The sequence below is a fragment of the Actinokineospora sp. genome (genome assembly GCF_050699995.1).
GTDB lineage: Bacteria > Actinomycetota > Actinomycetes > Mycobacteriales > Pseudonocardiaceae > Actinokineospora.
Genome location: NZ_JBOHGC010000485.1, coordinates 1 through 12,698, shown reverse-complemented (window position 1 = coordinate 12,698; position 12,698 = coordinate 1). Strand labels below are relative to the sequence as shown.

The 12,698-nt window shown below is 69.6% G+C and carries 14 protein-coding genes and 1 pseudogene; 12 read left to right on the top strand and 3 right to left on the bottom strand.

Features of this window, described 5'->3' with window-relative positions; translation table 11 throughout:
- Nucleotides 1-439: cation:proton antiporter (locus ACRDSQ_RS24275; RefSeq protein ID WP_431424271.1), on the bottom strand; the 439-nt coding region annotated here is incomplete at its 3' end.
- Nucleotides 440-475: 36 nt separating this feature from the next.
- On the opposite strand from ACRDSQ_RS24275, the gene ACRDSQ_RS24270 reads away from it, so the two are divergent.
- Complete coding sequence (locus tag ACRDSQ_RS24270) at nucleotides 476-736, top strand: UBP-type zinc finger domain-containing protein (protein ID WP_431424269.1); 261 nt, start codon at nucleotides 476-478, stop codon at nucleotides 734-736.
- Nucleotides 737-888: 152 nt separating this feature from the next.
- Here the strand turns inward: ACRDSQ_RS24270 and ACRDSQ_RS24265 are convergent, their stop codons facing one another.
- Nucleotides 889-1,983, bottom strand: a complete 1,095-nt coding sequence (locus tag ACRDSQ_RS24265; protein ID WP_431424268.1) for a glycerophosphodiester phosphodiesterase — start codon at nucleotides 1,981-1,983, stop codon at nucleotides 889-891.
- 225 nt (nucleotides 1,984-2,208) lie between these two features.
- On the opposite strand from ACRDSQ_RS24265, the gene ACRDSQ_RS24260 reads away from it, so the two are divergent.
- From ACRDSQ_RS24260 to ACRDSQ_RS24210, 11 genes and pseudogenes are all read left to right on the top strand, one after another.
- Nucleotides 2,209-4,236 (top strand): TRAP transporter permease, encoded by a 2,028-nt coding sequence (locus tag ACRDSQ_RS24260; protein WP_431424266.1) that lies wholly within the window; start codon nucleotides 2,209-2,211, stop codon nucleotides 4,234-4,236.
- The gene (locus ACRDSQ_RS24255; protein ID WP_431424264.1) at nucleotides 4,229-5,197 is read left to right on the top strand and encodes a TAXI family TRAP transporter solute-binding subunit; all 969 of its coding nucleotides are present in this window, start codon (nucleotides 4,229-4,231) and stop codon (nucleotides 5,195-5,197) included. The genes ACRDSQ_RS24260 and ACRDSQ_RS24255 overlap by 8 nt, the downstream gene beginning before the upstream one ends.
- 45 nt (nucleotides 5,198-5,242) lie before the next feature.
- The gene (gene purD / locus ACRDSQ_RS24250; RefSeq protein WP_431424263.1) at nucleotides 5,243-6,511 is read left to right on the top strand and encodes a phosphoribosylamine--glycine ligase; all 1,269 of its coding nucleotides are present in this window, start codon (nucleotides 5,243-5,245) and stop codon (nucleotides 6,509-6,511) included.
- Between the two features lie 109 nt (nucleotides 6,512-6,620).
- The gene (locus ACRDSQ_RS24245) at nucleotides 6,621-7,037 is read left to right on the top strand and encodes a hypothetical protein (protein ID WP_431424262.1); all 417 of its coding nucleotides are present in this window, start codon (nucleotides 6,621-6,623) and stop codon (nucleotides 7,035-7,037) included.
- Nucleotides 7,030-7,668, top strand: a complete 639-nt coding sequence (locus ACRDSQ_RS24240; RefSeq protein ID WP_431424261.1) for a DUF3558 domain-containing protein — start codon at nucleotides 7,030-7,032, stop codon at nucleotides 7,666-7,668. The genes ACRDSQ_RS24245 and ACRDSQ_RS24240 overlap by 8 nt, the downstream gene beginning before the upstream one ends.
- Nucleotides 7,669-7,677: 9 nt before the next feature.
- Nucleotides 7,678-8,928 (top strand): PPE domain-containing protein, encoded by a 1,251-nt coding sequence (locus tag ACRDSQ_RS24235; protein ID WP_431424259.1) that lies wholly within the window; start codon nucleotides 7,678-7,680, stop codon nucleotides 8,926-8,928.
- 2 nt (nucleotides 8,929-8,930) lie between these two features.
- Nucleotides 8,931-9,686, top strand: a complete 756-nt coding sequence (locus ACRDSQ_RS24230; protein WP_431424257.1) for an ESX secretion-associated protein EspG — start codon at nucleotides 8,931-8,933, stop codon at nucleotides 9,684-9,686.
- A gap of 263 nt (nucleotides 9,687-9,949) precedes the next feature.
- Nucleotides 9,950-10,093 (top strand): annotated as a pseudogene (locus ACRDSQ_RS24225) (lytic transglycosylase); the annotation flags it as partial.
- A 19-nt stretch (nucleotides 10,094-10,112) separates the two neighbouring features.
- The gene (locus ACRDSQ_RS24220; protein ID WP_431424256.1) at nucleotides 10,113-11,291 is read left to right on the top strand and encodes a pyridoxal phosphate-dependent aminotransferase; all 1,179 of its coding nucleotides are present in this window, start codon (nucleotides 10,113-10,115) and stop codon (nucleotides 11,289-11,291) included.
- A 25-nt stretch (nucleotides 11,292-11,316) separates the two neighbouring features.
- Nucleotides 11,317-11,490, top strand: a complete 174-nt coding sequence (locus ACRDSQ_RS24215) for a hypothetical protein (RefSeq protein WP_166657904.1) — start codon at nucleotides 11,317-11,319, stop codon at nucleotides 11,488-11,490.
- A 38-nt stretch (nucleotides 11,491-11,528) separates the two neighbouring features.
- The gene (locus ACRDSQ_RS24210) at nucleotides 11,529-12,305 is read left to right on the top strand and encodes a potassium channel family protein (protein ID WP_431424253.1); all 777 of its coding nucleotides are present in this window, start codon (nucleotides 11,529-11,531) and stop codon (nucleotides 12,303-12,305) included.
- Here the strand turns inward: ACRDSQ_RS24210 and ACRDSQ_RS24205 are convergent.
- Nucleotides 12,292-12,698, bottom strand: a 407-nt coding sequence (locus ACRDSQ_RS24205) for a beta-eliminating lyase-related protein (protein WP_431424252.1), incomplete at its 5' end; no start/stop codon positions are given. The genes ACRDSQ_RS24210 and ACRDSQ_RS24205 overlap by 14 nt on opposite strands.

The following is a 12,698-nucleotide window of genomic DNA, read 5'->3' as shown; positions in this document are numbered from 1 at the left end:
GGCTCTCCCCGGTCAGCAGGGTCATCGCCCGCCGCGGCAAGCCGAGGCGGCGGCCGATCGCCACGGCGGCGACCGCGTCCGGCGGGGCCACGATCGCGCCGAGGACGAGAGCCGACGCCAGCGGCAGACCGGGGATCACCGCGTGCGCGACCACTCCGACGACGACGGTGCTGACCAGCACCAACCCCACCGCGAGGAGCCCGATCGGCCGCATGTTCGCCTTGATGTCGAGGTAGGAGCTGTCCAGTGCCGCCGAATACAGCAGCGGCGCCAACACCAGCAGCAGCACCACCTCGGGGTGCAACCGGAACTCCGGCACCCCCGGGATGAACGACACCGCGAGCCCGGCGGCGACGAGCACCAGCGGCGCGGGCCACCCGACCCGGCGGGACAGGGCGGTCACGGCCAGCGCTCCGGCCAGCAGCAGAAGTATCTCCACTGCGTCAGGATTACCCGGACACCGAAGGAGTGCGCGATGAGCTGCGAGCACCTGGCCGACCTGCCCGCCGAGGTCACCCCCGACGCCGACGACTACTGCGCCGACTGCCGGGCCATGGGCGTCGCGGGCTGGGTGCACCTGCGGCAGTGCCTCACCTGCGGCCACGTGGCGTGCTGCGACTCCAGCCCGCGCAGGCACGCAACCGCCCACTTCAGCTCGACCGACCACCCGGTCATGCGCTCACTCGAACCGGGCGAGACCTGGCGCTGGTGCTTCGTCGACTCCCGCGTGGTCTGAGAGAACACCGCCGCTACTCACGCGAACAGCTGCGCCTCGCCGCATCGTCACCCTCGAAGACCAGCTGCACGAAGCCCAACGAGAGAACAGCGAACCGCGCAAGCAGGACTGAGCCGCGCGCGGTGCCGCGGGAAACCCGGCGGCACCGTCACTCAGCCCTCCGAACGTGACGCCACGGCGATGTCCGGGTTGTCGGTGAACACACCGTCGACGCCCGCCGCCCAGAACGCCGACAGCTCGCCGAACAGGTTGCCGTACTCGGCCGGGTTGGCCGACGAGCGCAGGTTCACCGGCAGGAAGTTGTTCTCCGCCCGGAACGTGTACGGGTGCACCTTCAGACCGGCCGCGTGCGCGTCGCCGACCAGCGCGGTCGGGGCGGCCAGGTTGCCCGCAGCGTCGCGGGGGATGACCTGGTCCTTGGCCGGGCCGATGCCGTGGGCGTAGGTCGCGACCTCACGCAGGCCTGCCGGGGTCAGCAGGTCGGCGTACTTGCGCGGGTCACCCGAATCGGTGAAGTCGAACGGCGCGCCGGACGCCGAGGTCAGCTGGATCAGCGGCACCCGCAGCTCACGCTTGAGTGCCTTGAGGTTGCCGACCTCGAAGGACTGCACGAACACCTTCGCGTTCGGGCGGTTCAGCCCGTTGCGGGTGAGCGTCTCGACCAGCTTCGGCTCCAGCTCCAACCCGATCTTGCGGAAGTACGTCGGGTGCTTGGTCTCCGGGTAGATCCCGATGTCGCGCCGCAACTCGCGGGAGAGCCGCTTGCTCAGGTCGATGACCTCCTGCAGCGTCGGCACCTCGTATCGGCCGTTGTAGACCGTGTTGCGCTGCCGCAGCTGCGGGATGCGCTCGACCGCGCGCAGCGTCTTCAGCTCGGCGAGAGTGAAGTCCTCGGTCCACCAACCGGTGACCTGCACACCGTCGAGGTTCTTCGTCGCCTTGCGCGCGGCGAACTCGGGCCGGGCGGAGACGTCGGTGGTGCCGCCGATCTCCGGCTCGTGCCGGGCGACGAGCACACCGTCCTTCGTGGACACCAGGTCCGGCTCGATGTAGTCGGCGCCCATCCGCGCGGCCAGCTCGTACGAGGCCAGCGTGTGCTCCGGGCGGTACCCCGACGCGCCGCGGTGGCCCAACACCAGGGGGCCCGCCGAGTGCTGGTCGGGGGACGCGCTCGCGCTGGTCAGCACCCCGCCGAACAGGGTGAGCGCGCAGAGGGCGACGCCGGCTAACCGGGCCTTTCGGACCATGGTGACCTCCAAGACGTGGGTTGACCGGGCAACACTCGCCGGACGGCAAGACGCCCGGGCCGCTGTTGGGCGAAGGGCTGCCGACCTGCGGGTGAACGTGGAGAAACTGACCCGCCGCGCCTTGATCGTCGCGTTCGGTGACGACATGGTCAACATCCGCTCTTCTGTGGACCGATGACCAGCGGTAGCGTGCGTCAGAGATCAACGCACCTGGCAGGAGGATGGTTGACCAGCACCATTGGCCCGACCGAGGTCGTCGGCGCGCACGACGAGGAACGTCCGGCCCGCAAACTCACCGGCCGCTGGGACCTCGGGGTGTGGGCCGCGTCGATCGTCATCGCCGTGCTGGTGCTCCGGCAGGTGTTCTGGCCGTTCACCCAGGGCGTCCAGTTCTACTTGGTGATCTTCCTTGGGCTGACGCTTCCGCTGGTCTTCCTCTGCTACCGGCCGACGTCGAAGAGTCCGCAGAACCCGGGCATCGTCGACTGGGCGTACGCCACGGTCGCCCTGTTTGTCGGCCTGTATCCGGTGCTTCCCTTCGGGGGCAACGGCTTCGCCGGTGGGTACGACGCCTTCCTCGACCGGCCGGAACTGTCCACACCGGACATAATCGCGGGTGGTCTGCTGCTCCTGCTGATCCTGGAGGCGACCCGGCGCACCACGGGCTGGGTGCTGCCCATCGTGTGCCTGGGCTTCCTGGCGTTCGCCTATTACGGCGGTTTCCTTCCGCAGAACTGGGATTTCGCGCACGCGGGCATCGACTTCGGCCAGATCGTCAACGCCCTCTACAACGAGCAAAGCGGCTTCTACGGCATCCCACTCAACGTCGCCGCAACGTACGTCGTCCTGTTCACCATCTACGGCGCAGTTCTCAACACCTCCGGCGCGGGCGGCTTCTTCGTCGACTTCAGCTTCGCCCTGTTCCGCCGCTCCCGCACCGCCGCCGGCCGAACCGCCGCCACATCGGGATTCCTGCTCGGCACCGTGTCGGGATCGGGCACCGCGACCACCGTCAGCCTCGGCGCGATCACCTGGCCGGTGCTGCGGAAAGCGGGCTACCCCAAGGAAAACGCCGGCGGCCTCCTCGCCGCCTCCGGCATCGGCGCGATCCTCTCACCGCCGACACTCGGTGCGGCCGCGTTCATCATCGCCGAATACCTGCAGACCTCTTACCTGAACGTGCTGGTGTGGGCGATCGTCCCGACACTGCTCTACTACCTGGGCATCGGCCTGGCCGTCGAAGCCGACGCCCGCCGCTTCCACGTCAACGACACCGGCATCCCCACACCCGAGTCCCGCACCTCCGCACCAGGGGTGGCTGTGGATAACCCCCCGCGCCTGTGGACAGTCCTGCGGCAGGGGTGGTTTCACTTCGCGTCGCTGGGGATCATTGTCGTGTTTCTGGCGATGGACATTCCGCCGTTCACCGCTGTCGTCTATGCCACTGGGGTGGCCGCGTTGTTCGCCCTGATCCCGCGCAGGCACAACGCGCGCGGGTGGGTGCGGGACCTCGCCGACTCCCTCGCCGAAGGCATCCGGGGCGCGCTGCCGGTGGTCGCCGTCTGTGCCGCCGCCGGGATCATCACCTCGACGATCACCAAGACCGGCCTCGGTCTCGCCCTCGCCGACGCGCTCGTGGACGCCGCCAAAGCGCTCGCGTCCGACCCGACGGCCGTGCTCGTGCTGACCGTGGTGCTCGCCGCCGTAGCGGTCTGCGTCCTCGGCCTGGCCGTGCCGGTCACCGCGTCGTTCATCATCTCGTGGGTGATCCTCGGCCCGGCGCTGATCAACCTCGGGGTGGCGCCCGCAGAGACGGCGATGTTCATCTTCTACTACGCCGTCCTCTCCGAGGTCACACCGCCGACCGCGCTCGCCGCCGTCGCCGCCGCCGCGATCACCGGCGGGTCGGTCATGGGCACGATGTGGCAGACCTGGAAGTACACGCTGCCGGCGTTCCTGGTCCCGATCGCCTTTGTCCTCACCGACAACGGCGCCGCGCTCCTCCTGCAGCGACCCGTCGGCACGGTCCTCTGGGTGGTCGCGGTCTCCGCGGTCGGCATCGGCGCGCTCGCCGTGGTGACCGGGGGCTGGCTCTTCGGCCCAGTGCGCCTCCCCGCCCGCCTCCTCTGCGTCCCCGCCGCGCTCCTGCTGCTCTACCTGAACCCGATGTCGATCGGCATCGGCCTCGGCTTCCTCGTCATCGCGGTCGCCGTCCACCTGATCACCCGCGCCAAGGAGAAAGCACATGCGTAGCCGCATCCTGATCGTCTCCCTCGCCCTCCTCGCCGCGGGCTGCGGCGGCAAACGAACCGACACGGCCACCACCGGCGGCGCGGGCGACTGCGAAGCGGGCGACGGCCGCATCACCATCGCCACCGGCAACACCGGCGGCGTCTACTACGCACTCGGCGGCGGCCTCGCCAAACTGATCAGCGACAACTCCAAGCTCAAGGCCACCGCGGCCGAGACCGGCGCGTCCGTGCAGAACATCCAGCAACTCGTCGGCGGCGACTACGACCTGGCCTTCTCCCTCGCCGACACCGCCGCCGACGCCGTCAACGGCAAGGGCGCGTTCGAGGGCAAGCCGGTCAAGGTCCGCGCCCTGGCCCGCATCTACCCGAACGCGACCCAGGTCGTCGTCCGGGGCAGCAGCGGCATCAAGTCGATCGCCGACATGCGCGGCAAGAACATCTCCACCGGCTCACCCAAGTCCGGCACCGAGGTCATCGCCACCCGCCTGCTCAAAGCGGCGGGCCTCAACCCCGACACCGACGTCTCCGCCCAGCGGCTCGCCCTGCGGCCCACCGTCGACGGGATGAAGGCGGGCCAGATCGACGGCCTGGTGTGGTCCGGCGGCCTGCCCACGCCCGAACTCACCGACCTGTTCACGTCGATGAAGGGCCAGGTCGAGTTCATCGACGTCACCGGCCACCTCGAAGACCTCAAGAAGATCAACCCGGTGTACGACGCCGGCACCATCCCGGCTGCGACCTACGGCACAGCCGAAGCCAAGACCATCGTCGTGCCGAACGTGCTCCTGGTCCGCGAGGACTTCCCGGCCGCCAACGCCTGTGCGATCACCAAGCTGGTCCTCGACAAGAAGGACGACCTGGTCAAGGTGCACCCCGCCGCGGGCGGCATCGACAAGGCCACCGCGGGCGACACCGACCCGGTGCCGCTGCACGACGGGTCGCGCAAGGCCCTCGGCGGCTGACACCGATTACCGGTCGCGGGCGCCCAGCATCTAGTCTCAGTCCTCGTGCGTGTCCTGGTTATCGGGTCTGGCGCCCGCGAGCATGCCCTGGTCCTTGCTATGTCCAAGGACGCCGAGGTGACGGCGCTGGCGTGTGCGCCCGGGAACGCGGGCACCGCCTCGCTTTCCGAGAGCTACGGGGTCGACCCCGCGGACCCGGCGGCGGTCACGGTGCTGGCCCGCAAGTGGGAAGCCGACCTCGTCGTCATCGGGCCTGAGGGCCCGCTGGTCGCGGGCGTGGCCGACGCGGTCCGCGCGGAGGGAATCCCCGTGTTCGGCCCCAGCGCCGCCGCGGCCCGCATCGAGGGCTCGAAGGCGTTCGCCAAGGACATCATGACCACGGCGGGTGTCCCCACCGCGCACAGCGAGATCGTCGACAACCCCGCCCGCCTCGACGCGGCCCTGTCCCGCTTCGGCCCCACCTGGGTCGTCAAGGACGACGGGCTCGCCGCGGGCAAGGGCGTCGTCGTCACCAGCGACCTCAGCAAGGCCCGCGCGCACGCGATGACCCTGCTCGACGGCGGTCACCCGGTGCTGCTGGAGTCGTTCCTCGACGGCCCCGAGGTCTCCCTGTTCTGCGTGATCGACGAAGCGGGCACCGTCGTGCCGCTCCTCCCCGCCCAGGACTTCAAGCGCGTCGGCGACAACGACGCGGGCCCGAACACGGGCGGCATGGGCGCTTACGCCCCGCTGCCCTGGACCCCCGACGGCATGGTCGACGACGTCGTCGCCCGCATCATCCAGCCCGTCGTCGACGAAATGGCCAAGCGCGGCGCACCGTTCTCCGGCCTCCTCTACGCCGGGTTGGCGCTGACCAGCAACGGCTCCGAGGTCATCGAGTTCAACTGCCGCTTCGGCGACCCCGAGACCCAGTCGGTCCTCGCCCTGCTCCGCAGCCCCCTGTCGGCCCTGCTGCTCGCGTCCGCGCGCAACGAGCTGGCCGCGCACCCGCCGCTGGAATGGGCCGACGGCTCGTCCGTGACGGTTGTCATAGCGGCGGACGGCTACCCCGGCCGCCCACGCACCGGCGACTTGATCACCGGGGCCGAGGCTGAAGGCATCCTGCACGCGGGCACCCGCCGCCGCGAAGACGGCGCGCTCGTGTCCGCGGGCGGCCGTGTCCTGGCCGTGGTCGGCATGGGCGATGACCTGGAAGCGGCCCGCGCCGACGCCTACCGCAAGGTCGACGCCGTGCACCTGGCGGGCTCCCACCACCGCACCGACATCGGCCTGCGCGCCCTCCGCGGCGAGATCGGCATCCCCGTCGCGGGCTGAGGGAACCGAACCGCCGGTTTCTCCGTCAAAGTTCAGGTGGGCCTTACCGCGCCATTGGTAGCCTGCGAAACGAGACGACATCGTCACGATGCGTACGGGGGTGCGTGAGATGGACATCGGCGCTTCACTGGGTGGCACGGTAAGCGCGATAGCAGGCGCTGCCTTCGACGCCGCCCGCGCCATCATGGGCGGCAGCCCGGCGAGCGGCCGGTTCGTCGTGAACCACGACAACGTCCTCGCCGCCGCCAAGATCATCCAAACCCAGGCCGACTCGCTCGGCGACCTGGTGCGCGATGCGCGTGGCGACCTTCGCGTCGACCAGCCAGGCGAGGACATCGTCAGCACGAAGGTTGCTGAAGCCTGGAATGATTTACTTCTGATCAACGACGATTCCTATGTGGCAAGAATCGGCGACTACGTCGCGGGCTTGAACAACCTCGTGCAGCAGTTGATCGATAGCGCGAAGGCTTACGGTTACAACGAGCAAGACATCGCTGCGGCGCTTGGGGGCGAACAGCGTGCGTAGTCGCATACTCCTGGCAGGTGCTTGTGCCGTTCTGCTCGGGATATCCGCGTGCACCACGAGCGAGGCCGGCAGCCCGACGACGACGCCCACCGGGCAGGAGGGGTCGGCCACTTCGAAGCCGACTTCGACGAAATCTGCTTCGCCGACTGTCGAGATCCCAGCTCGTCCCAAGGAGTTCAAGCTCGACGCGGTCGATCCTTGTGCCCTGTTCACCGAGGCGCAGCGCGGCCAGCTGAAGATCAACCGTTCGCGGTTGACGACCAATAACAGCGACATCTGGCGCGGCTCAAAGGAGTGCGTGCTGAATGTGCAAGCGCAGCAACCCTATTATGACTATTCCGCGCTGCTGATCACTTCCGAAGGCATTGGCCCCTGGCTCACCGGAAAACGGAATGTGGACGCTGATTTGATTTCGGTGGCTGGATTCGCTGCCGCGAAAACCGTGTTCAAGGGCGCGAGTAACGAGCGGAACAGTCAGGAATGCGCGGTGTCCGTCGACGTGGCGGAAGGTCAGCAACTCATGGTTTCCATGAGCTTGACGAGCAGGAACGCGTTCACGCAGGACCAGATTTGCCAAATGACCGAGCAGGCCGCGGGGATGGCCGTGACCACGTTGCAGACTCTGGCGTGAGGAGCTGACATGGCAGGCGACAACGGGCTGGGCGATCTGCGCTTCGAGGGCTACAGCCACCAGCAATTGGCTGATGAACTGGACAAACTCCGTCAAGGGCCGGGTTCTGAGAGCCTGCACAAGGCGGTTCGCGCACTCAAATCCATCGCCGAGGGCTTGGCCGAGACCGACCAGGTTCTCCGCGAAGAGCTCGGCAAGATCGGTGTCACCTGGGAGGGCAGCGCCTCCGAAGGCGGTACCGAGGCGACCAAGAACGCTGCTATCTATGCCTCGGACGCCACACCCGCGGTCGAGCAGTCCGCCGGTGGTGTGAGCGAGCAGGGCGACGCCTTCTCCACCACCCGCAACGGTGCTCCCGACGGCGGTGACCTGCGCGGGCCGACCAAGCTCGACGGTATGGACCGGTTCCTCGGGGCCTTCGGCCACACGACCGACAACGCCAAGCAGGTGCAGCAGACCAACGCCGCCCACGAGCAGGCCGTGACCTCGATGAACGGCTACAGCCAGGGCAGCCAGTCCGCCCTCGGCAGCTACCAGTCGCTTCCCGTGCCGCCCGGCATGAGTCTCGTCGCCACCCCGTACCAGGGGCACGGCACGACGTCCGCGCAGACCTTCAACGGCAACTCCAGCGCCTACACCCCGACCGGCTCGCCGGGCGCTCCCGGTGTCCCCGGCCAGACCGGCTTGCCCGGTGGCGGCGGCCACGGCCTCACCGGAATCCCCGACGGCCCCGGCGGCGGCGGTCCCGGTGGCACGAACAACAACCAGCCCGGCGGCGGCAGGCTCAGCACCGTCGGCCCGCTGGGCCCGAACATCGGCGGACTTCCCAATCCCACCAACGTCCCCGGTGGACTCCGCCCAGGCTTCCCCATGGGCATGCTGAACGACATGTCGGCCCTCGCCGGCCTGACCGGCGCCGGTGCCGGTGGTGCCGCCGCGGGTGAGAACGCGCGGAAGGACCGGCTGGTCCGTGGTGCCGGTGCTTTCCCCGACACCCCCGAGGGCCGCGCGGCCAGGGCTGCGGCCCGGGGTGCGGCGCCGATCACCGACCTGCCCGAGGAGCAGTCCCGCGCCGCCAAGAACGCCGAGCGCATCGGGGCCAGGCCGGGCAAGGCGGGTGCGTCGCTGATGCAGCCCGCGGCCGCGGGCGCCAAGGGCGAGGAAGACGAAGAGCACGTGCGCAAGTACGGCATCGACTCCGAGGACGTCTTCGGCGACGAACGCATGGTGGTCTCGCCAGTCCTCGGGCAGGACGACTGACCTTGTCCAACAGCGTTGTCCTCTCCACCCTCGAGTTCGACGTGCTCTGGGAGTCCGAGCGACTCCCGGAGCGCCACGTCGCGCTCGACGTGCCGAGCCCGGGCCGCACTCACACCGAGCGTCGAGAGCTGGTCGCGGCCGCGTTCGCCGGGTTGGAGCAGCGCGGGCTGGCTGAGGCGGGCCGCGCGGCGCCCGAACTGGCCGACTCGCTCAGCCTGGTCGCGCACGCGCCGATCACGGTGGACAGCTGGGTGTGGACCGACCACGAGATCACCGCGCTCTCCGTGGCGAACGGCGACCAGGGGATGCTCGCGGTCGTCGACGGCGCCGAGGTGTGGCTGATCCCGGCCCGCGGCACCGCTTTCGCCGAAGCCGCCGTGTCCATCGCGGGCGATGTCCCGGCCGGTCCAGGGCGCTCCGTCAGCCTGCCGACCGACATCCTCACGAAGTCCGACCACGCCGACCCGCAGCTGATGATCAACGCGCTGACCGAGCACGGCGTGAGCCTCAGCGACGCGCAGATGCTGGGCTCGATGGTCACGGGCATGACCACCCGCGGCCAGTTCGGCGCCGAACGCGCCCAGCGCGGCAGGCGGCGCGACCGGGCCGAGCGGGTCGTCGCCTTCCACGACACCGACGCAGGTCGCTACCTCTACCTGACGCGACCGAGCGCCGACGGCCGCATGTGGAGCACGATCACCCCAGCCGACAACGCGCGTCTCGCCACCTGCGTGCGCGAGTTACTCGACGAGCTCTGACGGAACCACCGCGGACCGTCAGGCGTTCGAACCGGACGAGCTGAGGGGATGGGGCAGTGGACTACAACCTGCGGGCGATCGAGCAGCGCCGCACCGCCGCCGCGCTGGCCCAAGCCGTGCAGGCCCATCGCCCGCACCGCCAGTGACGAACTCGACCGCGCCGGCGCCGCCGACGCGGCGAAGACCGTGAGCACCTCGGTCGGCGAACTCGACGGCGCCTGGCAAGGCGCCTCGGCGGACGCATTCGTCGCGTACATGACGACAAGCTGCCCGGCCACGATGACATCTGGAACCCGGTCGACAACATCTGTGCGGGCGTGAACTACGCGATCTCCCGATACGGCTCGCCGGCGAATGTCCCCGGCATCAAGGCCACCCACGGCGGCGGCGGATATGTCGGGTACTGACAAGTCCTAGTCTGGCGGCATGCACGCTCGCCTGCTCAAAGTCGCCAACCGCGCCGCCGTCCCGCCGTTCCACGTGATGGATGTCCTCGCCGCCGCGAACGCGCGGCAGCGGGCACACGGCGACGTCGTCTCGCTCGCCGCGGGGCAGCCGTCGACCGGGGCGCCGAAGGCCGTGCGGTTCGCCGCGGCGGAGGCACTCGGCACGCAGGCGCTCGGGTACACCGAGCAGCTGGGGATTCCCGAGCTGCGCGAAGCCATCGCCGGTCACTACGAGCGGCTGCACTCTCTCGACGTCTCCCCGCAGGACGTCGTGATCACCACCGGGTCCTCCGGCGGTTTCCTGCTCGCGTTCCTCTCGGCGTTCGACGCGGGCGACCGGGTCGCGCTCGCGCGACCCGGATATCCGGCCTACCGCAACATCCTCAACGCGCTGGGCTGCGAGGTGGTCGAGCTGCCGTGCGATGAGAGCACCCGGTTCCAGCCGACCGTGGCGATGCTCGACGAGCTGGGCCCGATCGACGGCCTGATCGTCGCCAGCCCGGCCAACCCCACCGGCACCGTCCTCGATCCCGCCGAGCTGGCCGCGATCGCCGGTTGGTGCGCCGAGCGCGGGGTGCAGCTGGTCAGCGACGAGATCTACCACGGCATCTCCTACGGCGCCGAGACCAGCACGGCCTGGCAGTACTCCCGCGAGTCGATCGTGGTGAACTCGTTCTCCAAGTACTTCGCGATGACCGGGTGGCGGCTGGGCTGGCTGCTCGTCCCGCAGCGACTACAGCGCGCGGTCAGCGCGTTGACCGGAAATTTCACCATCTGCGCTCCCGCGATCTCCCAGCTCGCCGCCGTCGCCGCGTTCGAGCCGGAGAGCTACGACGAGCTCGACGGCCACGTCGCCCGCTACGCGACGAACCGCGAGCTGCTGCTCACCGGCCTCCCCGAGCTCGGCATCGACCGGATCGCGCCCGCCGACGGCGCGTTCTACGCCTACGCCGACGTCACCCACCTCACCCACGACTCGATGAGCTTCTGCCAGCGCCTGCTCGCCGACACGGGCCTCGCGATCGTGCCCGGCATCGACTTCGACCCGGTCGACGGCAACCGGTTCGTCCGCCTGTCGTTCGCCGGCGCCACCGCCGACATCGAGGAAGCACTCCGCCGCCTGCGCTCCTGGGAACCAGTGGCCGCCCGCGGGCGTTGACCAGGAAACGGCTTGAGGGGGCGGCATGGTTATCAAGATCATCGGCGCGGTGCTCGCGATCTGGCTGGCGTTCTGGCTGATCGGAGTCCTGTTCAAGGCCGTGGTGTGGCTGCTGGTAGCCGCCGCGATACTCACCGTCGGTGCCGCGGCATATGGAGCGATCAAGGGCAAGGCTGATCGGCCCAGAATCGGCCGCTGACCCCTGGCGGATCAGGCACGTTCGGCGATGATGTCGGTGTGTCCGACACCTACGCGCCCGGCGTGCGCCACAGCGACCCGCTCGAGCCCCGATTAAGCACCTGGGAAGAGCGCACCGATCTGCCGCTGACCGCGCTGGCCGTGATCTTCCTGTGCGGTTACGCGTGGCAGGTGCTGCACACGACGGCGTCGCCGACGGTGGTGCTGTGGCAGGAGATCGGGCTCTGGGCGATCTGGGCCGTGTTCGCCGTCGAGTACGTCATCCGGTTCACCCTCGCGCAGCGAAAAGGCCGGTTCCTCTGGCGGCACATGTTCGACCTGATCGTGGTGGCCCTGCCGATGGTCCGCCAGCTGCGGGCCTTGCGGCTGATCACCGTGCTCAAGGTGCTCAACCGCAGGGTCGGCACCACCTTCCGCGGCCGCATCGGCATCTACGTCGCCGGGACCATCCTGCTGGTGGGCCTGTCCGCCTCCCTCGCCGTGCTCGACGCCGAACGGCACGACCCGGACGCCAACATCACCGACTTCGGCGACGCCGTCTGGTGGACCATGACCACGATCTCCACTGTCGGCTATGGCGACCGCTACCCGGTCACCGTCGAGGGCAGGCTGGTCGCCGCCGCCCTGATGATCGGCGGTATCGCCCTGCTCGGTGTGGTCACCGGTGTGATCGCCTCCTGGTTCGTGCAGAAGATCGCCGGCGCCGAGGAGTCGATCGAGGAGTCCATCCAGAGCGAGGTCAAGGGACTGCGTTCGGAGATCGCCGAACTGCGCGGCGAGCTCAAGCGGACCGGGAACGAGATCAGCCGGTCTTGATCCGACCGAGCGCCTCGGCGATGTCGGCCGCCGACACGTCCCGGTGGGTCACGAACCGGACCCCGCCCGGCACCGCGACCGCGGGAACAGCCACCCGGTCGAGCATCCGCAGCGTCGTCGGCACGTCCGGCACCGAGGCCAGCACGATGTTGGTCTCCGGCGCGGTCACCTCCCAGCCGAGGTCCGCGAGCCCCGCCGCCAGGGTGGCCGCGTTCGCGTTGTCGGTGGCCACGTCGCCCATGCGGTCCAGCGCGACGAGTCCGGCCGCCGCGAGCACCCCGCCCTGACGGACGCCGCCGCCGAGCATCTTGCGCACCCGGCGCGCCTCGGCGACGAACGCCGCCGACCCGCCGACCAGCGACCCGACCGGCGCGCCCAGGCCCTTGCTCAGGC

What these genes read in the sequence shown, in the direction of transcription:
- ACRDSQ_RS24235 (WP_431424259.1), top strand. Translation starts at nt 7,678, where the DNA reads ATGGCAGGCGACAACGGGCTGGGCGATCTGCGCTTCGAGGGCTACAGC.
- ACRDSQ_RS24265 (WP_431424268.1), bottom strand. Translation starts at nt 1,983, where the DNA reads ATGGTCCGAAAGGCCCGGTTAGCCGGCGTCGCCCTCTGCGCGCTCACC.
- ACRDSQ_RS24270 (WP_431424269.1), top strand. Translation starts at nt 476, where the DNA reads ATGAGCTGCGAGCACCTGGCCGACCTGCCCGCCGAGGTCACCCCCGAC.
- ACRDSQ_RS24245 (WP_431424262.1), top strand. Translation starts at nt 6,621, where the DNA reads ATGGACATCGGCGCTTCACTGGGTGGCACGGTAAGCGCGATAGCAGGC.
- ACRDSQ_RS24215 (WP_166657904.1), top strand. Translation starts at nt 11,317, where the DNA reads ATGGTTATCAAGATCATCGGCGCGGTGCTCGCGATCTGGCTGGCGTTC.
- ACRDSQ_RS24220 (WP_431424256.1), top strand. Translation starts at nt 10,113, where the DNA reads ATGCACGCTCGCCTGCTCAAAGTCGCCAACCGCGCCGCCGTCCCGCCG.
- ACRDSQ_RS24255 (WP_431424264.1), top strand. Translation starts at nt 4,229, where the DNA reads ATGCGTAGCCGCATCCTGATCGTCTCCCTCGCCCTCCTCGCCGCGGGC.